This window comes from Sphingobium sp. TomTYG65 (assembly GCF_055395525.1).
In genome coordinates this window covers 383,644-408,877 of the sequence record NZ_AP027331.1, presented here as the reverse complement: position 1 = coordinate 408,877, position 25,234 = coordinate 383,644, and the positions used below count along the sequence as shown (strand labels likewise).

Sequence of the window (25,234 nt, the reverse complement as noted above, 5' to 3'; positions counted from 1 at the left end):
TTCAGACGATCACCTGCGTGGATCAGGGACGGTCATCGATGTTTACTCCCCCCTAATCGGGCCGAGTTGGCGGAAGCGTTCGCTGTCGCGAGGGCGCGCGGCTGCGTCCGGATGCCCTCCTCGGCGTTATTGCCTACGGCATACCAAACCGGGGTAGTCCCCAGCGCCTCGATCGCTCCCAATGAAAAGGTGCGCGCGTCCATCGGCGTCAATCCTTCTATCTCCATCATCCCTGAGCGCCGCATGGCGGGCGTGTTAGTTAGCGAGGCGACGGCGCACAGGATATCCACCCCTTCACGCTGCAATTCCCAGTGAAGTCCTTCCGCCAACACGATCTCAAAGGATTTGGATGCGGCGTAGGTCGCGACATAGCCGCTGCCCACAAGGCCCGACATGGACGACACGAGCACGAGCCCACCGCGCCCTTTCTTCCCTATCCTGCTCAACGCGGCATGCGCGAACGCGACCGGCGATCCTCAATTGAGCGCCACCAGATTTAGCGCTCGATCGACCGGTTGGTCCAGAAACAGATTAACCCCGTGGGTTGCGCCTGCATTCTAGAGGAGGAGGCCGAAGTCATGCGCCGCGACAATCCCCTCGGCTTTCGACCGGGCGTCCGGGGAGCTCAGGTCGAGTTCGATGACATCGACGGCATGCGTCCGCCGGACTCGATCGGCTGTTTGGTTCAGCGCGCCCGCCGAGCGCGCCACAAGCGTGAGATTGAGCCCCGCTCTGGTCAGAAGTTCAGCGAACTCCGCACCAATTCCCTCAGTACCTCCAAGGATCAAGGCGCGCGCGCCGTAGCGGTCAACCAGCGATGACACGTTCATCCTAACTGATCTTCGCCTACCGCCAAAACCCCGGGGTCGCCACTATGTAGGAACCAGACCGCATCGCGGTGGACGATGCGCCAGCCTTCGGGTCGTCTTTCCCATCGGTCGCGGTATTCGCCTGTCGAATCGAAGATTGGGCCTGCCGGATCATCCCGGCGCTGGTGCCGTGCCTGAACATAGGCGCGGCTTTCCGCGAACTCTCCGTTTACGTCCACCAGGATGCTGCCGATCAGGTGCTGCGTCCCGCCGCAGACGTCGAGAAACATGCGCATCTGCTTCTCGAGCGCGGCCATGCCTTGTTGGTCGCTGCCGGATCCATAATCGAAAGTTAGATCCTGAGCGAACACCGTGTGCAGGTCTTGCCAGCGCTTCTGGTCGAGGATGCGCGCGAATTGGCTGAGTCCACGGATGATGTCGCGCTCATCACTCAAGCTTTGTAATGTAGTCATGATCAATTCCCTTCTTTGGCGCGGAGTGCATCGTCCAGGAACTTGTTGGTATCGTGAGCCGCCGTGCGCGTGCCATAATCGACATCTTCGGGCCCGCCGGACAGCATCGGGTTGTAGATGCCAGCGAGCCAGCCCCCATCCACCGCCAGCTCCGCACCGAGGACGTAGGAGGCTTCATCGCTCGCCAGGAAAAGGGTGGCCGCAGCGATTTCATCAGGCTGGCCGCTGCGCTGCGCCGGCACCATGCCAAAGCCCTTATCGACATCGTCCGAAGCTGCGCCGGTAGGATTGCCCATGATGGTCTGGACGCCGCCCGGATGGACGGAATTTACGCGCACGCCGCGAGGGCCGAACTCCATGGCGGCAACCTTGGTCAGGCCGCGCACTGCCCATTTGCTGGATGAATAGGCGGCATAGCCGTTCGCGCCGCGCATGCCATCGACCGACGAGATGTTGATGATGGAACCGCCGCGGCGCCGCACCATCGCACCGCCGACGATCTTCAACCCTAGGAAAGTGCCGATAAGATTAACGTCGATAACCTTGCGGAAGTCTTCGGCCTCGCATTCCAGGATGGAACGGAAACGCTGCATTGCCGCGTTGTTGACAAGGATGTCCGGCATACCGAAAGCAGCCTCGGTGGCGGCCAGTAGCGCTTGCCAGTCGCCCTCGCTGGCGATGTCAGTCCGGTGGAAAAGCACTCCGGTGCCCAATTCCTGCGCTAGGTCCTCGCCTTGGGGCAGCAGGTCCGCGATGACGACCTTTGCGCCTTCCCGCGCGAACTGCCGCACGGTCGCGGCTCCCATGCCCCGGGAGCCACCAGTGACGATGGCGATTTTATCTGACAGGCGCGCCATGTTTCTCTCCTCTATTGCGCATATGCCGCAATCGCGCATTTGATAGCTCGCTGTGCATCAAAAAGGTAGGCTATTGCCATTTTTCTTGCAGCGGCTGTACCGATACGCCGTGTTACCTACTACGTACACATTATTAAATAGCAAGAATGTATTAATTTGTAGTTGCGCGACGCGTGGAAAGGTCTAGATAGGCAGCAGGCTTAAAGCTTCTCTCCCCAAAGGGCTGGTCGTTCGACCAGCCCCTTTTTTTAGCCTGGAAGGGCAAGGCTTGAAAGTGATGGAAGCTGAGCGTTTCAGGGCCAAGAGCGGCGGCGTAGCGCTGAGCGAAGCGCCAGATCAGCTGTCGTGAACAGTGGGAATCAGATATCATGGGTGACAGCCGCAAGACGATTTTTTTGACAGGGGCGACCGGCAACATGGGCCGCGAGATCGTAAGGCGCGTCGCCGAAAAGAAAGATGGTCTGCGCCTGCGCATCCTTGTGCGGCCCGACGAGAACGCGCATCCGGTCGTACGCGACACCATGCGCAAGAATGCCGCGGAGATAATATTTGGTGACCTCACCGACGCCGCATCGGTGCGCGAAGGGGTGAGCGGCGCTGACGTGGTCCTGCATGTCGGCGCGCTGGTATCGCCGCTTTCGGACCGGCTGCCGCAGCAGCTCGTGGCGAAGGTCAATGTGGGCGGCACCCAGAACATCGTCAATGCGATCCATGAGCGCGGCGATCCCAAGACGACTCGGCTTATCTACGTCGGGACCGTCGCGGAAACGGGCAGCCGCAACGCGCCGGTGCATTGGGGCCGGACGGGCGACCCGATCAAGATCAGTGTCTATGATCATTATGCCGCTACCAAGACCCAAGCCGAAGCCATCGTAGCCCAGAGCGGCATCACCCATTGGGCGTCGGTGCGCCAGAGCGGCATGGCGCATTACGAGATGTGGAAGATCTTCGACCCCATCATGTTTCACAATCCGCTGAACGGCGTATTCGAATGGTCAACGGCAAATGACAGCGGGCGCCTGATGGCGGCCTTGTGCGGCGATGACGTCCCGGCGGAGTTCTGGCGCGGCTTCTACAATCTGGGCGGCGGCGTCTCGTCGCGGGTCGTGAACCATGAATTCATGGCCGCGCAGATGCCCAACTACCAGAAGATACTCCGCCCGCACTGGTTTGCGACGCGTAACTTCCATGGCCAATGGTATGCGGACTCCGACCGGCTGGAAGCCTTGGTGCCATTTCGCGAACAGTCGTTGTGGGACTATTTCAAGGAAGCGCCTAAACATATGCCCTGGATCGCACGCACCGTGCCCGGGCTGCTGCCGGCTGTGGTGTCGCAGCGGATCGAAAAGCTCGCCCAAGCCCCCGAAGGATCGCTCTACTGGTTCGCACATAATGACGAAGCTAAGATCAAGGCCTTTTTCGGATCGCGCGCGGCTTGGGAGACCATCCCTCGAGATTGGCCCAAGTTCAACTTCGCTCATCCGTCGCGCAAGGCTACCCTCCTCAATCACGGCTACGATGAAAGCCGGGAGCCGGAAGAGTGGCGGATAGATGATCTGAAGGATGCGGCGGAATATCGCGGTGGCAAATGTTTGGCGGCGTCCTTCGATGGCCCCGATGCACCCGTGGAATGGCAGTCGGCGGCGGGACACCGCTTCGCCATGACGCCGCGCCTGTACCTGAAGGGTGGCCATTGGTGCCCGCAGACTATGATCGACACGGGCAGCTATGACGCCGAAGCGGCGCGCAACAGCTTTTTCGCCCAGGTCTGGAGCGACGCGGCGGGCTGACAGAAGCCAGCATCACCGCTAGGTAGTTCGCCTGCGTGATCACGGGTCGATGTCGCAACGTGCACATGCATGTCCTGGTGGGTATACCCGCGACCCAGCCATTCAGTTGCCAGTTGCCTCTATGACCACTTCATCAGTGGATTGCAGTCCTTTGCCGAAGTCTTCCAACGCCTGCGGGTCATATCGACCTGGCCCGCATGGTTGATGCGGTCGTCTTCCCGGATCACCACCTCGCCAAAGGTCCGGTGGATATCAATGCCAATGTCGCGTCGCATAAGCGCCTTCTGTCAGCCAAAGTGACGGGACCGCCTATGAACGCGGCGACCATGGCTTCGGTATCGGTCGCCCTGGCACCACGACTACTGGCTTGTTGCCGCAATTCACAGCTTGGCTGCGTACGCGCCGCATGCTGACTGCCTCCCGCTGATCGCTGGGCAATGTTCAACACGAATGGTCCGATGAAGAATAATCGCGCTTGGAGGGAGGATTTTAATTCGCAGTACCGACTCCGTCGCTATCTTCTATTAATCCGATCCGGCCGATTGATCCTGATCTTTCTTCCCGTGAGCGGATCGCGTGGCTCATGCAGCCAAGAGCGCTTGTTCATGACGAACTCCAAAAATTGGCTGAGCGCGTCCACCTGATCATCATGACGGCCGCTCGGGAATGCACGCAGCTCTGCGAGGAAGGCATCAAGCCAGGGCGCCTCAGCGGGTAGCACGCATAGTCCCGCCTCCAATTGTCCGGTCTGCCCGGAGAGCCGCTCCTCTTTGGATGCCCATGGCTTGGACATGACCGGCCACAAGGCATCGCGCCCTCTGGAACGCCGCTCGGAGAGGAAGTCCTGATAAAGCGAAATGCCACTCCCTGCATCTTCGATCACCACATGATCGGCCCGCCAGCGGCGATGCTGCAGAAGCACGGCGCGCCGCAGATCGGGATAGGTGAGGCGCTCGCGCAAGATATCGAGCAGATGCCACCGCTCCTCGTGCCAGCCCCAGGTCAGGCAGACGCTAAAGTCGCTGGTGGGATTGTCCGACATGCCGGTATCCCAGCTTTGCACGACCAGCTGGCAGCGCTCTCGCTCAGGCAGTTCCCCGACGCGGCCGAACCATTCGATCCGCACCATATTGCCTTCAGGCAGAACCGGGTTCTGCTGATATTGCGCGGAGAAGGCCTGCGGTCCCATCTCGCGGCGGATGTGCGCAAGATCCTCGTCATTTTCGCGCTCCGGGTTCAGCAGATCGCCCACGCGGCGATGGTAGTAGCGGCCGCCGCCAACGGCGATCTTCTCGTCCTTTTCCGCGATGGCAGGCAGGATTAGCCTGTCATAGCCCTTTTCCATGAGGTAGGCGGGAAGATCATCTTCATGCAGGCGCTGCTGGATCGAGATGATCGCGCCCGAGCGCTTGTCGTTCAATCGGCTGACCAGCGTATTGTCAAACCATCGCCGCACATTCTCTCGCGCGGTGGGGCTGAATGCCTCATCGGCCATCATGAGATCATCGACAATGATGAGGTCGGCGCCATGACCGGTGACCGATCCGCCTAGCGATACCGATTTGCGCACACCGCCCGCAGTGGTGACGGTCTCCAGCTGACGGTTGCCACCATCCTTGATGCGGGTGGCAGGAAAGAGCTGGCGGTACCAGGCGCTTTCCATGATGGTGCGACAGCCATCGGCATGTTTGCGCGCCAGGTCCTGGCTATAGGTCGCGACCATGATCTTCATCGAAGGCCGGTGCCCGAGCATCCAGGCCACAAAGGCGACGGCCGTGGTGATGGACTTTAGATGCCGGGGCGGCACGGAGATCAGATAGCGGTTGCGCTCGCCTTTCCCGACGCCTTCAAGGCCATGGCACATGGCGCGTAAATACCAGGCAGGATCGAGCGGCGGTTCACCGGGATGCAGCGTCTCGAACACCTTCACCAGAAAGGGGAAGAGATGCTGGCGGCGCAAGGCCGCCAGCACGTCGATTTGACGGGTCATTGCTCGGTTCCTTCATCCTCGCGGATTTCGGCGGCGAAAAGAGCCAGCGTCGCTGCATCGGCTGCGCTGAGCGGCGCATCGGCAGTGGCTACATCGATCGGTTCGTGGGGCATGATCTGCTGATAGAGGGTGAACATCGCCTGCAAGGCGCGAAAGTCGCCCTTGGAGGCGGACTCGATGAGCTTCATCATCATCGCCTCGATGCGCGTGACGCGGTTTTCCCCGCGCGCGGTGCGGACGCTGATCTTTTCGGTAAGCAGCCGACGGGCGATGGTCTGGAGGCTCTTGGCGCCCTTGGGCCGGCCCTTGGGATTGCCGGACTGACCCTTTTTGAATTGCGTTCGCTTAGGCGGCCTCTTGTATCCGACCTCATAGTCGCCGCGAGACGTGGCGGTGGCATTGGTGGGGGAGGGGTCGGCAGCCTTCCGGGCAGGAACGATCCTGCGCCGCGGGCGCGCCACGATCATGCGAGGGTGGTCAGCGGGAGAGGCGCCATCCTGGGGGACGCCGCTGGGGTCATTGTTCATCATGATGCAATGAATCCTGAATAGGCAGAAAAGCACATTGTGAATATTCGCAACCCAGCGGTCAGGCTGCCTGTTGAGCTGCGAGAGCGGCCTCGCCAACAAGATCGGCATAGCTGCGGCCATCGCTCTCCCGGATCGCCTCGCGCCCCGTGAGCTTTTCCCAGCGCCGGATGGCGAGATCGACATATTTGGGCTCGATCTCGGCGCCAAAGCAGCGCCGGCCGGTCCGCTCAGCGGCAAGGAGGGTGGTGCCGGATCCGAGGAAGGCGTCGGTCACGATTTGCCCCGGATGCGAAACGTCGCGGATGCATTCTGCCACCAGCGCGACCGGCTTGACCGTGGGATGGGATTCCAGATCCTCCATCCGACCCTTGCCGAAGCTGTTGATGCCAGGGAAATCCCAGACGTTGCTCCGATAGCGTCCGTGGACCCCAAGCATGACATTGTTGATGTGCGGCGTGCTACCCTTTTTGAAGATGAAGATCAGCTCATGCTTCGAGCGGTAGAGGCTGCCCATTCCCCCATTTGATTTATTCCAAACGCACATGTTGAGCAGCGACAGTCCGAGCCGGCGCGCTGCGGTCTGAAGCTCGTACATGTGGCGGAAGTCCATCGCGCAGGCCGTCACGGACCCGTCACTCATATGCGCGGTCATGCGTTCGAGGAAGGTCGCGAGGAAGTCGGTGAACTCCGCTTCGCTTAGCTCTCCCGAGGCCATAGCGAACTCCTCGTGTTTCACCTTGCCGCTCCCGCATACGAACCCGTTTACCGGCACATTATAGGGCGGATCCACAAAGGCCATGGCGGCCTTCTCGCCGTTCATCAGTCGCGCCCAATTCTCCGCTTCCAGGGATGAGCCGCAGAGCAGGCGATGCTTGCCGAGCAGCCACAGGTCGCCCAGCTGCGGTACGAAATTCTCCGAGAGCGGCAGCTGCTCGTCGGCAGGATCGGCTTTATCCGGCGAAGGGGCAGGGGAGGCGTCGATCATGATCTCCACCTCGGGAATATCCCAGCCCATAGCCTCTACGCAGCTGATCTCATCAATTTCGATGACCGCGCGAAGCTCGTCGGTGAGCAGCTCCATATCCCACTCGCCAAGCGCGCCCAGCTGATTGTCGGCCAGGCGATATTCGCGCACCTGCGCGGGGCTGAGATGATCCAAGCAGAGCGTTGGAACGGCAACAAGTTGCAAGCGCTTTGCCGCCTCCACCCGTGCATGCCCAGCGATGATCTCGCCCGCCGCCGTCAGCAGCACCGGCTGAGTAAAGCCATAGCGCCGCATCGACGCCATGAGCTTCACGATCTGCTTTTCAGGATGTTTGCGCGGGTTGCGCGCATAGGCAATCAGCTCAGCAGGCGAGCGCATCTGCACGGGGCCGCAGTCCACATGGATAGACGCGGGAGCAGTAGTCTTGGTCATCTTGGATTTTCGAGTAGTCATGTTCATTCCCTTTGATGGAAGTGAACGGCCGCTCCCTGTCAGCGCCCACACTGGCTTTCATGCCAGCGTTTTTAGTATCAGGCATGTATATTACCGTGATATTAACTTTTCTTAAAAACTCTGATGTCGAATAGAGGAGTTGGGGGGGCAATCTGAGATCGAGTACTACTTTTTATGTCAAGCGCATCTATGCATATAGTTTATCGATGTCTCTAGTTCTTAAGATTGATCTATTCTTGAACATAGCAGCTTCAGTTATCGGCCGCCGGCTCCTGAAACGGCAACACCGCCATATCTGGCCCCCCGTTCCGCTACGCTCCACCTCCACCCGGATATGGCGGCAGCGGCTTTAATCCAATAAAAAACCAACCGGTCCACTTGGTGGCGGCAGATCAGTGGCTCGCCGCTACTGGGAAAGCTCGGATGCCTCCCTCGGCGCTTTATGGGACCGACATTCCAATCCCAAGGAATGGCTGCTGCATTATCCTGAAAACCTTGCGACAATCGCTCGAGAACGACAACCGCATGTGTCTGGCAAGCTTCATGTCCGCCGAGCATGACGATCTATCCGAAGCTGTGAGGAGCGAGGTACAGGCTTTTGGCGAAGACAACGTGAAGTGGCTCACCAAGGCGGTTTCGGCCGCGACCGCCGCTACGTTGGAGGAAAGCGAACGGCGCGCGAGAAGCATCTTCGCGGCCGTCTCTGGCGCGCAGCTTATGGCACGAAGTCGCGCAAAAATGGGCGTACTTGACGCGCTCATGGACGGCTGCCGAGATTTCGGACTTATTCCCACGTCGTCGACGCTGGGGACCTGAGTGCAAAGGGTCAGGTTTCGACCCATTTCTGCCATCCAAGTGGCCGATTCTATTTTCCAGCTGCTGACCGTCAGCTCTTTAATGGGCGTAGGGGTTTAGCCTCGCCGGTTTGCTGTGCTCTGGCTCAAGTTTATGTCCCAGCCTTCGACTTTCGGTCGCTGACCTATTCACATCACGGATCTTGAACAGCATCGGCGAAGAGCATAATTTTCGTGACGGCCCTTATCGGCCGCTAAAGGTAGAGGATAGGATGAAAGGAGGCAAAGCAATGTCCCTCTCCCATTTTCAATACCCGTTAGATGTAGTTCACCATCCCCAGTTTGAGCCAGAGGTAAAGCGATCCATTCTGGCCTCGTGGGCCTCCGATGCTCACTCGGTTGAGGGCAAGCCCGCCCTGATGAAGCCGCCTAAGGTGCGGCGTCCCTTCTCGGTGGATGATGTGATGGACGCACTGCGGCATCTCGACGGGAGCGCGCACTGAGCCATGTCGCACCGATTTCTGGCGTATCTCAACGAGGAGCACACCCGGCTGAAGCGGGTTAAGGCTACGCTGAAGGCCAACGGACAGGCGGACGGCCCCCAAATGGCGCACCTGCAGATGCTGACGCAGGCCGTGGAGCGGCAGATGGAACAGTGGGCGTCTGATCTCCTGCCTCGACGAGAGGCGGTCTAAAATCGATGCAGAAATGAAATGGCAGGCGGGGCGACTTCGGTGAAATCGTCTCGCTTGCCATTCCCGTTCAACCCTCAAGGGATTCAAAACCGGGCGTTTTTTCGCTAGATCGAGGGCCTTGAAAAACTACCAGGGCTTACCAGATAAATCGCTGCCGGATGCCGGCAGGGTCCGGTATGGAGAGCGCCCGCTCTCTCGGGCGCATCTTCATAGACTTGTTGCTCAATGGAGGACTTGGATATGAGGACCAACTTTGACTTTACCCCGTTTCGAATGTCGACCGTGGGGTTCGATCGCTTGTTCGATCTTCTGGAAAACGGGTTGGCCGCAAGTGTCGGCGAAGGCTATCCACCTTTCAACATCCTCCGTGAAGGTGAGGATTGCTACCGCATCGACCTGGCAGTGGCCGGCTTCCGTCAGGACGAGATCGAAATCTCGACACAGCAGAACATGCTCTTGGTGACCGGTCGTAAGAGCGATGGCGACGAAGGCCATGTGCTTTACCGTGGCATCGGCGTGCGTGACTTTGAGCGCCGCTTTGGACTCGCCGATCACGTTCAGGTGAGAAGCGCAGACTTGAAGGACGGTGTGCTGTCGATCGAACTGATGCGCGAGATTCCGGAGGCTATGAAGCCACGGAAAATCCGGATCAGTTCGATGAATGACGACCACGCGCAATCGCAAGCCGCCCCGGCAATCGCGAACGACGACGGCTTTCAGCTAGAGGGAAGGCAATAAAATGGTCGCCGCTAAACATGCAGCGATGAATGCCCGCAAACCAAGGAGATGAATCATGGCAATGCGTGATTTGGTTCCGTGGCGCCGGCAAGAGAATACGGCGCCTGCGACGTACCAGCAGAGGGAACAAAGCCCCTTCGCTCAGCTGCATCGGGAGATGGACAAGCTTTTTGACGACTTCTTCCGCACGCCGATGGTGGGCGGAAGCGCTCTTTCTGGGCCAGGGTGGCCCAGTCTGGAGGTGAAGGAGAGTGAAAACCAGGTGACGATCACCGCAGAGCTACCCGGCATGAACGAGAAGGATATCGAACTCTCGATCTATAATGGTGTTCTTACCCTCAGGGGCGAAAAGAAGAGCGAGCATGAAGACAAGGACCGGGGCTGGTCGGAACGCTTCTACGGCCGCTTCGAACGATCCATCGCTCTTCCGGCGGGCGCAGACGAAGAACATTGCGGCGCTGATTTCAGAGACGGTGTGCTGACCGTGCGCCTTCCGAAATCGGATGCGCCGGACAAGGGGCGCAGGATCCAGATCGGCGCGCCGCAGACACAGCATTGACTCTTCAGGCGTGCCGCCTTGTGCGCGGCACGCCGCCTTTTCTCCGCGATACTTTCACTGCGTACTCGTGAAGCGCCTTCGACCCTTTGTCGCCGTTTAACGACTGATTTTCGCTCCTCAGGTGCGGACTGGCAACTATTTTGGCGGGTGCCGACCACAGCGCGAACCCGCTCCGCGGGAGAGTCGCTTGGGGTGACGTAGACCAGGGCGTGGGGCCCGCGGGTTCCTGCACTGGAGGCTTTCGTACGCAAGCGCCCGAAACCCTTCACAATTCAGGACGTTCCGCGATCGACTCTTGAATGACCGGCCCGTGGAATGACCCGCCCAAGCAAGGACGGCCGCCGACGCCTACTATGGATAACGTAACGACGCCGGATAGCGTCACTGGCGCGAGAATGTCGATGAGGCCCGCGCGCTGGAGGATTACGCCCAGTGCAGGGTTCTCGCCGCCGAGACCTGGCGTGCCTCCGCGACGGCGGGATTACTGAACCAAGTGCATGGCGGACCGACACCGTTGCTTCGTCTCACCTAATATGGATCAGCATACAGACGGAGGTGTCGATGGCGAGTCCAGCCACCTTTGCGTATTCAATCCGGACCCAAAGCCGCTGGCCTGATCCATGCCGTGAGATCGTGTCATGATGCTCAGCCGCCGTCAGGCGCTGGGCGGGGCAGTTGCCGTCATGCCGATTGCGGCTGGAGCGACGCAAGCATCTGTCGCATCGGTGCTGCCGGACAAGGCGTCCTTCGCTGTCGGCCCGCTCGCTTATTTGGATAATGCATCGAGCCATCCCATCAGCATCGGCGCCAGAGCGGCGATCGACGCCTATTTGGAAAGCCGGATGCTCACCCCTATGGCGAAGAACCAGAGGCGTCAGGACATGGCCCGTCCGTTGGGTAAATTCGCCAGGCTGATGAATGCGGATGCGGACGAGCTGACCTGGGTCCAGAGCACGACAATGGGCGAGCAGATGGTCTTGCGCGCGATGGGGCTTCCGACAGCGGGCGGCCGAATTGTCACGGACACGCTGCACTTCTACGCATCCTTCCCCATGTATATGGAGATGGCGCGGCAGGGCGCCGATGTCCATTGGGTCACGGCGCGAGAGGGCCGCATTGCGCTGGAAGACATGGCGAAAGCGATCAGGCCCGGCACTAAGCTGGTGATGTTGTCGCTGGTGTCTACTTATAACGGCTTCACCCATGACCTGAAGACGGTGTGCGACCTAGCCCATTCCGCGGGGGCGCTGGTTTATGCCGATATCATTCATGCCGCCGGAGCCATCCCCGTAGATCTGCACGCCAGCGGTGTCGATTTCGCGGCGTGCGCGACGTACAAATGGCTGATGGGGGATTTCGGGCTGGGTTTCCTCTATGTGCGCAGGGGCCTCGCCGATCTTTGGCCCCGCACCGAATATGGCTATTATGGCTTTGCGACGCCCGGAGCGTCGGCTAGCATCGACCTGTCGCCACCAGAGACCCATGTCTATCCGCTCGATCCGCCGGGCGCGTGGCCGGTAGCCTTTATGAAGCGCGGCGGCGCCATCGGCCATTTCGCGACCGGAACCTACAGCCACGCCGTGCCTGCTCAGCTCGACCATTCGCTCGACTATATCACACGCATCGGCGTCCCGGCCATTCAAGCGCATGCGCAGGCGTTGATCAGGCAATTGCGCGAAGAACTTTCTCGCAAAGGCTATCGCATCATCACGCCCCCCGAAGCGCGCAGCCCATTGCTCACCTGCCTATTAGCCGATGCGAGAGCACTGCTGGCCGAGCCGTTGGCTAAGGCGCAGGTGCGGCTGTCCCTGCACGACAATCATTTTCGCGTCTCGCCATCAGTCTATAACGACCAGAAAGACATCGAGCGCCTGATTGCGGCGCTGCCGCGTGTCTGACCATCCCGCCATTGGAGCTCCGCCCATGAAGACCATTTTCGCGCAGATCGCCCTCCTGGCAGCTACCCCCGCCTTCGCGCAACAGCCGCTCCCCGCGTCCTTGCCCTTCTCGCCAGCGGTGCGCGTGGGGGATACGCTCTATCTTTCAGGGCAGATCGGTCAGGTTCCGACTGGTCTGGACCCGGACAAGGAAGGGTTTGACGTAGCGGCCCGCGAAGCGATGGACGCGATCGGCAAGGTCCTGAAGGATAATGGGTTGGATTATGCCAATGTCGCCAAATGCACCGTGATGCTGGACAACATGGCCGACTGGCCACGCTTCAACAGCGTCTATCTGACCTATTTTCAGGGCAAGCGTCTTCCTGCCCGCAGCGCGTTCGGCGCGGACGGGTTGGCGCTGGGCGCTCCGCTGGAAGTTGAATGCATAGCGGCTTTCGACTGACAGAGGTCCTGCTGGCACGGAGAGCACATTCCGGCAGCTGGCGAAACGAAAAGTCGGACCCATTTCCGGGATCAGACAAGAATCTTGCTGTTCGACGCATTGTTTGGGAACGGCAGGAATGTCCCACCTGCTGCCTTCCGACGTCGACCCTTCCTGGACGCTCAGGCGCCATTTTTCTGTCGCGAGGTCCAGTCGGTCTGCTTTTTCCTCTTAGGGACCAAGGCTGGCCGATTCCCGCCTATCGGCTTAGGAACAAGAGTTTCAGAACGGATGCCATGCCCCGGCAGATGACCCGGCCGTGCCGCGCCCAGCCCGGGTTAGACGACGCGCAAGTGGAAGTCCGCGCTGCTCGCTCCCCCCGCTCAGCGCTGGGAAGAGATATTTCCCCCGTCCACCACGATCTGCGCGGCGGTGATATAGCTCGCTTCGTCCGACAACAAGAAACGGACCACGCGCCCGATCTCCTCCGCCTCGCCGACGCGGCCAAGGAGGATGCGTTTTTCGAAATGGCCGGGCGCTAGCGTATCGATAAAGGGGCGGGTCATCGGCGTCTTGATCTGGCCAGGCGAAAGCGAATTAATGCGGATGCCATCCTGCGCCAGCCTGTCCGCCAGAGAGCGGACCAGCGACAGCACGCCACCCTTCCCCGCCGTGTAGACAGGGTTGATCGCATTGCCGAGCGTCGCATTGATCGATGCGGCAGCGACAATGGCTGACCCGGGCCGGCTTGCCAACTCAGGTAGGAACGCCTTTATGAGGAAGGGCAGCGCGCGGAGATGGACCGCGATACCGCAGTCCCAGCTTTCCTCAGTCAGGCCATCCAGTCCCTCTTGATCGACCACACCTGCGCAATGAACTAGCCCTCCGATGTCGGGCATTTGTGCCAGCGTTTCCGCGGCGCAATCGGTTATTGCCTTAAGATCGCGCACGTCGCAGCGCAGGCCCAGCGTCTCTACGTCGAATTGCGCCGCGATCTCCGCCGCCGCCTGTTCTGCACGCTCGGCATTCAGGTCCCACAGCACGACAGGGCGGCCGACCGCCGCCAGCGCCCGCGCCGATGCGAAGCCCAGGCCGGATGCTCCACCGGTTATTACAACGCCCGTTGAGGGCCACCCCAATTTGGGACTAATATCAACCATCATATTCCGTATCCTTTCTGTTGACCGTATTTTCAGCTGCCTTGGGCGCTTTCGCGCCGCTGGCTGCGTCAGATAAGCGTGAGACTCATCGGCTAGAGGAAACCCCATCGTTGCGCCGTCCGCGCAGCCGGGATCAAAATGTGGCGGATCAGCACCTCATATTTGCGGCTGAAGGACACAGGCTCGGGTCGCTTGACCGGGAAGGGCAGGCTCGCCATGTCGTCGCGCGCCAGTCCGTCGGCAAGAATCTTGCCCATCAAGGGCGCCATGACATTGCCCCAGGCGTTGAAATACATCAGCCCGAAAATGCCTTTGCCAAGCTCGAACACGCCGGGGAACTGCGCCTTCCGCAAGGCAACCCGTCCCGTCCAATAATCCTCCATCTCGATTCTCATGCCGCGCGTTTCCGGCCAGATGCGATGCAGCCAGCGCAATTGTGACTGGAAATGCCATGACGCGTCATGGGCTCCGCCGACCCGCGGGATCGATGAAAGGATGAGGCGGCCATGGCGATCGCGGACCATCGGATTGAGATCGATCGGCGCCTGCGCAAAAGTGCCGCCACCAGGGAGAATATGGTCCAGCGCCCCGGCTGGCAGCGGCCTGGTGGTGAGGGCATAGGCGGTCAGCGGATAAAAGGCTTTCCGGAATGCGGGTTCGATCCCTGTCGGATAGGCATTGGTGCAGAACACAATGCGATCCGCCAGCACGCTGCCCGCCCGCGTGCGGATGCGCCAGCGCTCACCTGCCCGCTCCAGCGCCAGCGCCTCGCTATCGCCATGAATGCGCGCCCCGAGCCGGGCGGCCACTGCGACCATGCCATTGGTGAAGAGATAGGGATTGATACGGCCGCCATCTTCGAACAGCACGCCATAAGGATAGGCGGCCGATCCGGTACGGGCCTTCATGTCATCCCCTGACATGCGGACCAGCTTTTGCAGGCCATGGTCTTCCAGATAGGAAAATTCCCGCAGGAATCCTTCAAAGGCCCGCCGGGTCTTCATCCCGTTTATGTAGCCGGAGCGGACGGCATCGCAGTCGATCGCATAGCGGCCAGCCAGATCGAAGGGGATGGTGTGATGTTCGCGGAACAGCTTCAGAAATCGCCGCCCCTCGTCCGGAAAGCGACGGAACACACGCATGTCCCGCAGGATCGGGAGGACATGCCCGGCGTTGCGGCCTGATGCTCCCCAGCCGGGCTGGCGTGCCTCCAGCACGGTGACTGAAATACCCGCTTCTGCTAGATGCAGCGCGAGGGATGACCCCGCAAGGCCAGCGCCGATGACGGCGACATCGGTGGAAACCGCTTCCGTCAGCGCGGGCCAGTTGGGCGCGAGACCTTGCGGCTTGGTCCAGCCACTGGCAGATATCGGAATCTCGCCCCGTTCGAAGACGGCTTTGTTCTGCATCTACTCAATCTCCAGGGAAATTCTGTCAGTTCGCGCGCGCTGCCATGGCCGCCACGAACGGAGCACTGCGGCAGAAAAGCGAGGCGATGCTCGCCACCAGGGTCAGGGTGCCAAGGCAGAAGACCGGCAGGGCATAGCCCCCGCTTGCCTCATAGGCCCAGCCGACCGCGACCGGTGCCAGTGCGCCAACAAAGCCGTTAATGGTGAAGATGATCCCCAACATCGCGGGGTACGCGCGCTGGCCGATCATCTCTGTCAGCAGCATGGATCCGGCCTGAGCTGGCAAACCGGCCACGCTGCCCCAGAGCATGATGAAAAGCGCGATCGCAGTCCGGCCCTGCCACAGAGGGTCGCCGCCGACCCCCAGCAAGGCTAGCGTACCCGCTGCCTGCAAGGCGAGGATGACGGGCAGGAGGATGCGGGCGCTGATCCGGTCGGAGGTCAGTCCGCCGATCAGGAGTCCCGGCAGGCTCATGAAATTGGCGACGCTGTAGACGGTGACCGCGTCCGCCTGATCGAAGCCGCTGTGCCGAAGATAGGCGATCAGGTTGAAAAGAACGGCATTCAAGGACAATTGGCTGATCGTGAGGACGATGGCCAGCAACCAGTAGCCTGGCTTCCTCAGAGCTTGTTCTCTTGTCAGACCGAGGTTCTCCGCACCATCTCCGTCGGAGGCGCCGCATCGGCTGCACGGAAGTACATACACCAGCCCTGCGCATATCACGCCCGCCGCCGCGCCGATGGTCCAGAAGGTCTCGCGCCAGCCCAATGCCGCGATCAGCCGCCCGCTGATCATCGGCATGGTCGCACTGGCAAGCGCGCAACCGCCGATGAAGAGCGCAATGGCCAACCCCCTGTGCCGGTGGAAGCTCTGCGCGATGACCGCGATGCCCGGCACGATCGTGGCCATGCCGACGCCAAGGCCCGCCAGCGCCATCGCCGCCATGAAGAACGTTAAAGTCCCGGTGAAGCCTGCCGCGACCCAGCCGCAAACCGCCATGCCAGCCCCAAGGGCGAACAGCCTCTGGATGCCGACTGCCCGCATCGCCCGGCCCACGAACAGATTGCCCGCGCTCATGCCGAGCAGCAGCGCCACCGGCCCGGCGCCCATTTCGGCTTCACCCCAGCCGAAAAGGGGCTGCATGACGGACATATAGACGGTGAGCGACGTCAGCATACCCCCAATCAGGAGGAAGCCGATGACGGACAGAACCACCATCACCCCCCACGGATCCGAGCCAAGGGGGACACTGCCTTTGCCGTACTTCACCATGTATTTCCTTCATTCCGATTGCCTGTGGCATCGGGCGATTTGCTCTTGAGTCTGTTGGCCGCGGCTCGATAAGAGGGCGCATGACACGCGGCAGCATTCGCCCTGGTGGGCGCACGGAAAGGGTCAGGCAGACGGTTGCCGCCACCGTCTTGCAGTTCATCAAGAACGGCGAGACCGAGTTCACGATGCAGGACGTCGCGGAACAGGCGGGCATTGCGCGCTCCACCCTTTACGCCCGCTGGCCGACGCGCGAAGCGTTGATCGTCGAAGCGCTGACGGCGCATAATGCGGCCTTTCGGGTGAAACCGCGTCACGACTGGCGAGAGCATCTGCATGTCATTGCCATCGCCTTTCGCGACTTTTCGGCTCGGCCCGATGAAATCGCCATCAATGGCTTGATCGCCCATCTCGGCTCCGGCTTCGTGAATGAGGAAACGCTGCGCCAGTGGCGCGCGATCGCCGAAGAAATGGTCGGCCCGCTCGATGCCGCCCAGCAAGAGGGAAAGATCCGCGCGGAAGTGAACCCGCTGATGGTGATCACGACCCTGTTCACTTCGATCGCGGGCCTGATCGTGATCGCCAAGGACCACCCATCCGATGCCTATGTGCGTCACCTTGTCGACCTGCTGATTGCCGGTTGCGAAGCATGAGGGGGGCCGCGATGGACGCGGCCCCGTCCCGGTCGAGCGTCAATAGCTGAGCTTTGCGTCCACGCCGAAAGTCCGCTTCTTCTTGAAGGAGGCGCTGCCATAGCCAAGGCTGCCGAAGTCGATGCCGAAATCGATATTGCGGTCGTTGGTCAGATTGTCGCCCCAGAAGCCCAGGTCCAGCTTGCCACCGCCGACCGCGATATCGCTCAGCGAGATACGGGCGCGCAGATTATGGTCCGGGCGTGATCGGATATCGCGATTGAAGGGATTGATCCGGTCCAGCGTGAACCAATAGACGGTGCTGCGATAGGAATAATCGGCGCGTAGTGACAAGGTGCCGATACCGAATTCGTGGTCATATTGCGCGCCGACATGGGTGTTTAACTTGGCAGTCTGCGACATGCGTGCTTCGGACGCGACATTTATCACCGCGTCCGTGGTGGGATCGCGGTAGAGATAGCTCTTATATTTGGGTGAGGTGTAGCCAACCGAACCGTCGATCGTCAGGCCAGGGACAGGGATGGCGGTGAGTTCAGCTTCCACCCCGCGATAGGCGACCCGGCCCGCATTGGCGATGGTCGATGTTGCCCCGCCGGTGCCCGCCAGAAATTGCGGAATTTGCAGATTTTTATAATCCACATAGAAGGCCGACAAATTGGTGCGCAGGCGACGATCGAACCATTCGGCTTTCACGCCAGCTTCATAGGATATGGCCTTCTCCGGCGCGAAGATGTTGATCTCCGAGGCGGACGGATTGATGCCGCCTGCGCGGTAGCCGCTCGACACGCGGGCATAGGTCATCAAGTCCTGACGCGGCTTGTAATTGGCGGAAATCAGCCAAGAGAAGTTGTTATAGGATACCTGACCGTCGAGGTTGGGCTGCACATCACCAGCAAGTGTCAGCCATTTCCTGTCCTTTGTATAACGAGCGCCGCCGGTCAGTTCCAGATCGCTGCTTGGCGAATAGCTGAGCTGGCCGAAAACGGCATAGGAACGCGCCTTGCCATGAAAGGCTTGTAGTGGCGAAAGATTTACACCCGCATCGCCACCGGGAAGCACGAAGGTCAACTGTTGATAATTGGCTTCGGATGACTTTTCATGAAAATAGAAGGCGCCGCCGACATATTTGAACGCCCCGGCTTCGCCCAGCAACTGCACTTCCTGAGAAAACTGACGCTGACGCTGCGTAGTGTAGCCGTCATAGGGCGTCACCGGCTGGACTCCGGTGGGCTGGACGGTGCCGTCGACGAACAGCAGCGGGCTCAAGGTGAAGCCAAGCAACTGTCCGTTGCCCGACAGGCCGTTGGCGCCATCCTGGCGATAGGCGCGATAGGCCGTGATTGATTTGATCGCGAGGGCGGGCATAAGCTGATAATTGAGCGTCAGGGCATGGCCGTAGACCCGCGCCTTGACGCTGAAGGTTGGGTTACCATTGAGGTCCATGGCCGGTTGTTGTTCACCCCGGCGCAGTCCTTCTGGCCCGATCTGAAATGCTGATCCGCCAAGAGCCTGGGAACTTCCATAATAGGTACGAACATCATCTGTTGCATTGATGACCTGGAAGAAGGTCGGGGCGCCTTCACGGACATTATAATCGAAACCGTAATTGACGGTTAGCTTGCCGAAATCACCCTGGACAGCAGCGGTGGCGGCATCGCTGTTGAGGGCGCCGGGGTCCTTGCTCGACGGAGGCAGACTATTGTCGAAATAGCCGTTTTTCTGCCGATGCATGTAGGAGACCGTAGCTTTGATCGGCATGTTGCCGATCAGGCCGGTGTCGAACCGCGCGCGCGCGAACCAGTCGTCGAACGTGCCATAACCCGCTTTCCCCTCAAAGCCCGGATCGTCGGTGGGCTTGCGGCTTACGAGTTGGATCGCGCCGCCCACACTGTTGCGTCCGAACAGCGTACCCTGGGGGCCGCGCAGCACTTCGATGCGCTCCAGATCGACCAGGTCAAAGATCGCTCCGGCCGATCGCGCGATATAGACGCCGTCGAGATAAATGCCGACGCCCTGTTCCGACACTGCACTAGGCGACGCGTTGCCGATGCCGCGAATGAACACCGACGCGGCGGTGATCGACGCGGGCTGCGCGCTGATGCCGAGATTCGGGGTGAATTGCGCCGTCGCCACCACATCGCGGATATTAAGCTTGTCCAGCATTTCGCCGGTCAAGGCGGTCACGGCCACTGGCGTTTCCTGAAGATTTTCGCGCGTCCGCCGCGCAGTCACGACAATGGTGCCGAGCTGAGCATCGGCCTGAACAACCGGCTTTTCCGCCTGCGTTTCCGCCGCCCCGGCCGTACCGCAAATCGCGCTCAACGCCGCGCCAGAAAGCAACAAATTGCGCGATAAACGCCGTAACATCATGACATTCCCCTCTCTTTGCGTAGCCGGTTCGGCTTATCTCTCCTGATTCTTTGTATGCTGACACAGAGTTTCTGCACAAACAAGACATTGTGTAGTGTTTGTGGCCGAGCTATATGGTCGCGCTGCCGTCGCTGATCGCGCCCGGCGCCCGCAGGTCACGGAAAAAAGGAGAGGGAAGACATGTCCGATACCGATGCCGCCGCCAGCTATGGTTATTGCGAGGCACGCATCGCTGGCCGCATCCTATTTTGCTCAGGCCAGATCGGCATCGAGGTCGACGGCAGCGTGCCGCCCGACCCGTCCCGCCAGTATGAGCTGGCCTTCACCGCGCTGGGGGAGGTTCTGCGCCGCCATGGATGCGGTGCTGGCGATATCGTGGATCTCACCTCTTTCCATGTCGGCTATCCCGCGCACATGGACGGTTTCATAGCCGCGAAGTCCGCGTTCATGCAGGGCGAGAACACCTGCTGGACTGCGATCGGCGTCAGCGCGCTGGGCCATCCCGGCTCGATCGTCGAGATCAAGGCCGTCGCCCTGCTGCCACACGCCTTATAGCGCCCACTTTCCCCCGCATTTCCATTCCTCTCCTCTTGGAGCGACCACATGCAATCAGGCACGGAATTTGACTATATTATCGTGGGCGCGGGATCGGCGGGATGCGTTCTTGCCAACCGGCTTTCCGCCGATCCGCACGTTCGGGTCCTCCTCCTCGAAGCGGGCGGGCGCGATCGCAACCCCCTGATCCATATTCCAGCCGGTTTCTTCCCGATGCTGCAAGGTGGGATGGCAAGCTGGCACTATCAGACCACGCCCCAGCGGTATCTCGACAATCGCATTTTGGCTGATGCGCGGGGCAAGGTGCTCGGCGGCAGCAGTTCCATCAACGGCATGTGCTATAGCCGTGGCAGTCCCGAGATTTTCGACCATTGGGCGAGCCTCGGCAACAGCGGCTGGTCCTATGAAGAGGTGCTCCCCTATTTCACGCGCGCCGAGTGCAGTGCCCATGGCGAAGACCATTTCCATGGCGGCAGCGGCCCCTTACCGGTGACGCGCGCGGAGATCCGCAACTCCGGCCAGCGGGCGTGGATCGAAGCCGCGCAGCAGGCTGGCTATCCCTATAGCGACGATCATAATGGCGCGGCGCCAGAAGGATTTGGGCCCTCTGAACATACCATCCGCAACGGCCGTAGGATGAGCACCGCCGTTGCCTATCTGCATCCGGTGGGGGGGCGGCGAAACCTCACCGTCTGCACAAGAGCGCATGTTACCCGCCTGCTCTTGAGCGGCCAGCGCGCTGTCGGCGCCGAATATCGACAGGGCGGGGAGACCCGCCAGGTCCACGCCGCCCGCGAAGTGATCGTGAGCGGGGGCACATTCCAGTCCGCCCAGTTGCTGATGCTGTCCGGCATTGGCGAAGGCGATCATCTGAAACCGCTTGGGATCAACACCGTCATCGACCTCAAGGGCGTCGGCCAGAATCTCCATGACCATATCGGCACGCAGGTCCAGATCGGCTGTCCTGAGCCCGTCTCCGATTATAAATTCGCGACCAGTCCGGTGCGTATGGCGGCGGCAGCCTTGCGCTACATGGTTACGCGCGGCGGCCCGCTGGCGAGCAGCGGCACCGATGCGGTTGCCTATCTGCGCTCGGGCGCGCCGGGGCATGATGAACTCGACCTCAAATATTATTTCCTGCCGATGCTGCTGGGCGCGGGCGGCAGGCCGGTGCGCGAGCATGGCTTCACCAAGCTGGTGATCCTCACCCGGCCGGAAAGCCGGGGCGAATTGAAACTGCGCTCCGCGGATCCCACGGACCAGCCGCTCATAAATGCTAATTATCTTGCAGAGGAACGGGATCGGGATGCACTGCGCCGGGGCATCCGGATCGCGCGCGAGATTTTGGCGCAGCCCGCCTATGCCCGTTTTCGGGGACAGGAATATGCGCCCGGCGATGCCTGCGTGAGCGACGCTGATCTGGACGCTTTTTTCCGCAGCACCTGCAACGTCAATTATGAAGCGGTCGGAACCTGCCGCATGGGGCAAGATGCGCTTGCTGTCGTGGATGCGCGGCTGCAGGTACATGGGATGGAGGGGCTGCGGGTCGTCGATGGATCGGTCATGCCGCGCATCACCACTGGCGATCCCAACGCGACGATCATCATGATCGCGGAAAAGGCCGCCGACATGATCCTGGCCGGGGATTGAGGACGAAGGGAGAGATTATATGCATCGTCGGCGCAGGTAGAATACTTCACACAGGTCGAATGCCATTCAACTGAGCGTGTCGTTTTCTCTTGCGCATGACCAAGGCGAGGGGCGTCGTTCGAAATGCAGGTGGCCCTGCGAACTGACAAGCACGCGTGACTCGTAACGTCCGCTTTCAGGAACGGGCATTTTCTCCTTGAAGGGTCAGAAGGGGCGCAGAGCCGACGCGATATAGGTCCTGGCTCCTCGCGAGGGCAAGGAGCCAGGCAATCTCAGATTTCTGTGCCCTCTGCCAACGTGAGGGCGTCCTCGACATCCACACCCAGGTATCTCACTGTGCTTTCAATCTTCGTGTGCCCGAGCAGGATCTGGACGGCTCGGAGATTTCCGGTCGCCTTGTAGATGATCGATGCCTTGGTCCGCCGCAGGGAGTGGGTGCCATAATCCTCACTGGGTAAGCCAATTCCTTTGACCCACTCATCGACAAGGCGGGCATATTGCCGTGTGCTGATGTGGGCCGCGTGGTCGGTGCGGCTGGGGAAGGCGTAGTCCTCCAGGGATCCACCCCGGAGTTCGAGCCACTTGAGGAGGCTGGCGCGAGCATCGTCCATCAGCTCAAACTGAACTGGCCTTCCGGTCTTTTGCTGAACCACGGTGGCTCGCGTTCGAATTTTCCTATCACAAACTATGTCGCTGATTCTGATCTTCACTAGGTCGCAGCCGCGCAGCTTGCTATCGATGGCGAGATCAAAGAGGGCCCGATCCCGAATGCGTCCATGCTGGTCGAGGAAGAAACGGACGGCCCAGATCTGACGGGGTTTGAGCGCGCGCTTCGCCCCCACCTTGCGTCCGGCGTTCCAAGATACTCGCTCGCGAGCGGCGGGATCAAATTCTGACAATCCCATGACACGTCTCCTAAGGCCATGATGGCCACAGGTAGAACGCTTCAGAGTAGGCCGACCTTCCCGGACCCTCAGCCGCACATTTTCCGTTCCGAGGTGCTGACGGTCTGCTATCCCGGCAGCGACTGGTGGGAACCGACCTGTCCGCTAGTGAACTGAGATCTTTGTCTCCAGTCGTTCAATCATCATACGGATCGTGGCTGTTCCCTCGAACGATCAGCTTCGGAGCTTGCGGCGTCGCGAGCGCGCGCAGCATGTTGCCGAAAGTTTTGGCCAATTCGATATCGTAGGCGGTCGAACGCGTCCTCCCATGCCGAGCGGTTCGGGTGTCTGCGCATCGTCGGCAGCATGCGGGCGACGATGACCGCGTTGACCATTCCGTGTTCGAGCACCTGCGCCTGATACATGGCCAGGCCATAGCGCGAGTAGACCTCTCGTATTTGGACCGCGTCCTCATCATCGGCAGGCCATATCGACCCTGGCGGGTAACCGTCCATGTCCTCGCATCCGTCTCTCAGGGGTCAGCATGCTGCTCAAGCATCTAGCTTGTAACCGCCCTATGCTGGACACACGACTCCTCCTTCTGCAAGATGGTTGCGTCGAGGCGGCCGTCCTCTCGATATGTCCGAAAAGTATTTCCGAGATGATCAAGGTCGACTTCAATCATTTTGTAAGGGCGGCGCTCGAGATCGGTCACAGCGGTGACAACGACACGCTGCCCTACGATCTGGATTCCGGCTTTGTGAAGGAGAAGGCCCACGATCTCGCGGCGCTCTGCCTCGACCTGTTTCAGAACATCGAGACGGGCAAAGTTGGAAAGGCCGTCAATTTCATGAACGGGCTGGCAATCGCGGCGGAACGCCTGCTCGTTCCATCAGGACCGCACGGCTTTCGCATTACGACGAAGATTCATCCTTTCTGGAATCTCTATCTCAATGGCCTGGGCCTGGCGATCGCAGAGGCGAATGAAAGCCAACGGAGCGATCGGGCGCACTCCTATCGGCTTTCGTCCGAAGGCCCAAGTTTTTTCGATCGCAGCAGATCGTGGCGCACTTACAAGCTTGCAACTCTGAAGGAGCTCGACCTCGATCAGGAGGGCGCCGTCGTCATCCAGACCGACATCTCAAGCTTCTACGAACACATCTACCACCATCGATTGGAAAACGTCGTCAAGGATTTGGCGCCGGACTCGAGCGTGGCGCTGCAGATCGATCGTATCCTAAGCCAGCTTGCGGCAGGCCGTTCCTTTGGTCTGCCGGTTGGTGGCCAGTGCGCACGGATCCTGGCCGAAGTGATGATGACACCAATCGATCGATCGCTCACCGATGGCGGAGTCGTCTGGCATCGCTATGTCGACGATTATACCTTGATTTGTAGTTCGCGGCAGGAGGCCTATAAGGCGCTTTCGGATCTGTCGCATGCGCTCGCCGACTACGGGCTTTCTCTTAACCGGAGCAAAACGACGATTCTGAGCGCGAAACATTATCGCGACTTCGTCTCGGCGCAGTTGGGGGATGGCGAGGCTCCCAGTCTCGCCCTGAGGGAGCTAGACCTTCATTTCGACCCGTATTCCGACAGCGCCACCGCCGAGTACGAGAAACTCAAACAATCCTTCGAAAAGATCGACATATCGTTTCTGCTCGACCTAGAGCGGGAGAAATCACAACCCGACGCTTTCGTGCTCGCGCAGATCGGACGCGCCCTTAAATTCCAGGAACCTCGTGTCGCGGTGCAGCTCTGCGCCACGCTCCTTGACCCGAACAATCTTGATGCCTTTCGTGCATCCTGGTCGAAGATCATGCGCGGTGTCTATGCGGTTCGGGCCAACGATGAGTTCGCATCAATCTTCAGCGCCATCGATAGACTGCTTGATCGCATTCCGGCTGCTGCTGCACATCTGCTCGTTCCCGAAGCCAACATGCTTCATTATCTCCGGGCGATCCGGTTCTTTCGGACGGATATCCGCGGCGCCTTTGTCCGTCGGACCTACGATGCTACGAAGTCCGCATCGGTTCGGCGGGCTTGCATCGACTGCTGGCGGCATTGGCGCGACCGGTCGAGCTTCACGCGACTTCGCAACCAGTGGCAAAATCTCGGCGCCGACGAACAGCGTATGCTGTGGCTGGCGGCAGGCGCATTCGGCGACGAAGGCGAGAAATCACGAAAACAGTTGCTCGGCACCCTATCTCAGGCTTGGGGACTTGGGATCGAGAACGTCACGCAAGGCGACTTCGCAGCCTGTTACGAGAACTGGGTGAAAAATGTCGGCTAGA

The 25,234-nt window shown here is 60.3% G+C and carries 21 protein-coding genes and 3 pseudogenes; 12 read left to right on the top strand and 12 right to left on the bottom strand.

Annotation, left to right across the window (positions count from 1 at the left end; all coding sequences use genetic code 11):
• Positions 1-32 precede the first annotated feature (32 nt).
• The 3 genes and pseudogenes from ACZ5Y5_RS15735 to ACZ5Y5_RS15725 form a co-directional block, all read right to left on the bottom strand.
• Positions 33-830: pseudogene (locus ACZ5Y5_RS15735) on the bottom strand (SDR family NAD(P)-dependent oxidoreductase).
• Entirely contained in the window at positions 827-1,282 is a 456-nt protein-coding gene (locus tag ACZ5Y5_RS15730) for a nuclear transport factor 2 family protein (protein WP_464811435.1), read from the bottom strand. Before ACZ5Y5_RS15730 ends, ACZ5Y5_RS15735 begins: the two are co-directional and overlap by 4 nt.
• A gap of 2 nt (positions 1,283-1,284) precedes the next feature.
• On the bottom strand, positions 1,285-2,139 hold the full coding sequence (locus ACZ5Y5_RS15725) for an SDR family NAD(P)-dependent oxidoreductase (protein ID WP_464811434.1): 855 nt from the start codon (positions 2,137-2,139) through the stop codon (positions 1,285-1,287).
• A 368-nt stretch (positions 2,140-2,507) separates the two neighbouring features.
• Here ACZ5Y5_RS15725 and ACZ5Y5_RS15720 point away from each other — a divergent pair, with 368 nt between their 5' ends.
• The gene (locus ACZ5Y5_RS15720) at positions 2,508-3,929 is read left to right on the top strand and encodes an NAD-dependent epimerase/dehydratase family protein (RefSeq protein WP_464811433.1); all 1,422 of its coding nucleotides are present in this window, start codon (positions 2,508-2,510) and stop codon (positions 3,927-3,929) included.
• 105 nt (positions 3,930-4,034) lie between these two features.
• On the opposite strand, the pseudogene ACZ5Y5_RS15715 reads toward ACZ5Y5_RS15720, so the two are convergent.
• From ACZ5Y5_RS15715 to ACZ5Y5_RS15700, 4 genes and pseudogenes are all read right to left on the bottom strand, one after another.
• Positions 4,035-4,204: pseudogene (locus tag ACZ5Y5_RS15715) on the bottom strand (IS110 family RNA-guided transposase); the annotation flags it as partial.
• Between the two features lie 239 nt (positions 4,205-4,443).
• Complete coding sequence (gene terL / locus ACZ5Y5_RS15710) at positions 4,444-5,919, bottom strand: phage terminase large subunit (RefSeq protein WP_464811432.1); 1,476 nt, start codon at positions 5,917-5,919, stop codon at positions 4,444-4,446.
• Positions 5,916-6,446 (bottom strand): DUF5681 domain-containing protein, encoded by a 531-nt coding sequence (locus ACZ5Y5_RS15705; protein ID WP_464811431.1) that lies wholly within the window; start codon positions 6,444-6,446, stop codon positions 5,916-5,918. The genes terL and ACZ5Y5_RS15705 overlap by 4 nt, the downstream gene beginning before the upstream one ends.
• Positions 6,447-6,507: 61 nt before the next feature.
• Positions 6,508-7,866, bottom strand: coding sequence for a site-specific DNA-methyltransferase (locus tag ACZ5Y5_RS15700; protein WP_464811430.1), 1,359 nt, complete (start codon positions 7,864-7,866; stop codon positions 6,508-6,510).
• 250 nt (positions 7,867-8,116) lie between these two features.
• Here ACZ5Y5_RS15700 and ACZ5Y5_RS15695 point away from each other — a divergent pair.
• The 7 genes and pseudogenes from ACZ5Y5_RS15695 to ACZ5Y5_RS15665 form a co-directional block, all read left to right on the top strand.
• Positions 8,117-8,248: pseudogene (locus tag ACZ5Y5_RS15695) on the top strand (IS3 family transposase); the annotation flags it as partial.
• A 20-nt stretch (positions 8,249-8,268) separates the two neighbouring features.
• On the top strand, positions 8,269-8,703 hold the full coding sequence (locus ACZ5Y5_RS15690) for a hypothetical protein (RefSeq protein WP_464811429.1): 435 nt from the start codon (positions 8,269-8,271) through the stop codon (positions 8,701-8,703).
• A 484-nt stretch (positions 8,704-9,187) separates the two neighbouring features.
• Positions 9,188-9,376, top strand: a complete 189-nt coding sequence (locus ACZ5Y5_RS15685; RefSeq protein WP_464811428.1) for a hypothetical protein — start codon at positions 9,188-9,190, stop codon at positions 9,374-9,376.
• Between the two features lie 240 nt (positions 9,377-9,616).
• Positions 9,617-10,114, top strand: a complete 498-nt coding sequence (locus tag ACZ5Y5_RS15680; RefSeq protein ID WP_464811427.1) for an Hsp20 family protein — start codon at positions 9,617-9,619, stop codon at positions 10,112-10,114.
• 55 nt (positions 10,115-10,169) lie between these two features.
• On the top strand, positions 10,170-10,673 hold the full coding sequence (locus tag ACZ5Y5_RS15675) for an Hsp20/alpha crystallin family protein (RefSeq protein ID WP_464811426.1): 504 nt from the start codon (positions 10,170-10,172) through the stop codon (positions 10,671-10,673).
• Between the two features lie 638 nt (positions 10,674-11,311).
• Positions 11,312-12,571: an aminotransferase class V-fold PLP-dependent enzyme gene (locus ACZ5Y5_RS15670; RefSeq protein ID WP_464811425.1), complete on the top strand. Its 1,260-nt coding sequence runs from the start codon at positions 11,312-11,314 to the stop codon at positions 12,569-12,571.
• A gap of 25 nt (positions 12,572-12,596) precedes the next feature.
• Entirely contained in the window at positions 12,597-13,013 is a 417-nt protein-coding gene (locus ACZ5Y5_RS15665) for a RidA family protein (RefSeq protein WP_464811424.1), read from the top strand.
• 362 nt (positions 13,014-13,375) lie between these two features.
• Here ACZ5Y5_RS15665 and ACZ5Y5_RS15660 read toward each other — a convergent pair whose 3' ends face one another.
• The 3 genes from ACZ5Y5_RS15660 to ACZ5Y5_RS15650 form a co-directional block, all read right to left on the bottom strand.
• Entirely contained in the window at positions 13,376-14,152 is a 777-nt protein-coding gene (locus ACZ5Y5_RS15660; protein WP_464811423.1) for an SDR family NAD(P)-dependent oxidoreductase, read from the bottom strand.
• A 92-nt stretch (positions 14,153-14,244) separates the two neighbouring features.
• On the bottom strand, positions 14,245-15,561 hold the full coding sequence (locus ACZ5Y5_RS15655) for an NAD(P)/FAD-dependent oxidoreductase (protein WP_464811422.1): 1,317 nt from the start codon (positions 15,559-15,561) through the stop codon (positions 14,245-14,247).
• 25 nt (positions 15,562-15,586) lie between these two features.
• On the bottom strand, positions 15,587-16,834 hold the full coding sequence (locus ACZ5Y5_RS15650; protein ID WP_464811421.1) for an MFS transporter: 1,248 nt from the start codon (positions 16,832-16,834) through the stop codon (positions 15,587-15,589).
• A gap of 80 nt (positions 16,835-16,914) precedes the next feature.
• Between ACZ5Y5_RS15650 and ACZ5Y5_RS15645 the strand changes: the two genes are divergently transcribed.
• Positions 16,915-17,484 carry a TetR/AcrR family transcriptional regulator gene (locus tag ACZ5Y5_RS15645; RefSeq protein ID WP_464811420.1) on the top strand — a complete coding sequence of 190 codons (570 nt, stop codon included), beginning with the start codon at positions 16,915-16,917 and terminating at the stop codon, positions 17,482-17,484.
• Positions 17,485-17,523: 39 nt separating this feature from the next.
• Here the strand turns inward: ACZ5Y5_RS15645 and ACZ5Y5_RS15640 are convergent, their stop codons facing one another.
• The gene (locus ACZ5Y5_RS15640; RefSeq protein ID WP_464811419.1) at positions 17,524-19,851 is read right to left on the bottom strand and encodes a TonB-dependent receptor; all 2,328 of its coding nucleotides are present in this window, start codon (positions 19,849-19,851) and stop codon (positions 17,524-17,526) included.
• A gap of 183 nt (positions 19,852-20,034) precedes the next feature.
• Here ACZ5Y5_RS15640 and ACZ5Y5_RS15635 point away from each other — a divergent pair, with 183 nt between their 5' ends.
• Together ACZ5Y5_RS15635 and ACZ5Y5_RS15630 are read left to right on the top strand one after the other, a co-directional pair.
• Complete coding sequence (locus ACZ5Y5_RS15635) at positions 20,035-20,409, top strand: RidA family protein (protein ID WP_097093752.1); 375 nt, start codon at positions 20,035-20,037, stop codon at positions 20,407-20,409.
• A gap of 48 nt (positions 20,410-20,457) precedes the next feature.
• Positions 20,458-22,059, top strand: a complete 1,602-nt coding sequence (locus tag ACZ5Y5_RS15630) for a GMC family oxidoreductase (RefSeq protein ID WP_464811418.1) — start codon at positions 20,458-20,460, stop codon at positions 22,057-22,059.
• A gap of 272 nt (positions 22,060-22,331) precedes the next feature.
• On the opposite strand, the gene ACZ5Y5_RS15625 is transcribed toward ACZ5Y5_RS15630, so the two are convergent.
• Positions 22,332-22,964, bottom strand: a complete 633-nt coding sequence (locus ACZ5Y5_RS15625) for a tyrosine-type recombinase/integrase (RefSeq protein WP_097093754.1) — start codon at positions 22,962-22,964, stop codon at positions 22,332-22,334.
• A 523-nt stretch (positions 22,965-23,487) separates the two neighbouring features.
• Between ACZ5Y5_RS15625 and ACZ5Y5_RS15620 the strand changes: the two genes are divergently transcribed.
• Positions 23,488-25,233, top strand: a complete 1,746-nt coding sequence (locus ACZ5Y5_RS15620) for an RNA-directed DNA polymerase (RefSeq protein WP_464811417.1) — start codon at positions 23,488-23,490, stop codon at positions 25,231-25,233.
• The last annotated feature ends 1 nt before the right edge of the window (position 25,234 follow it).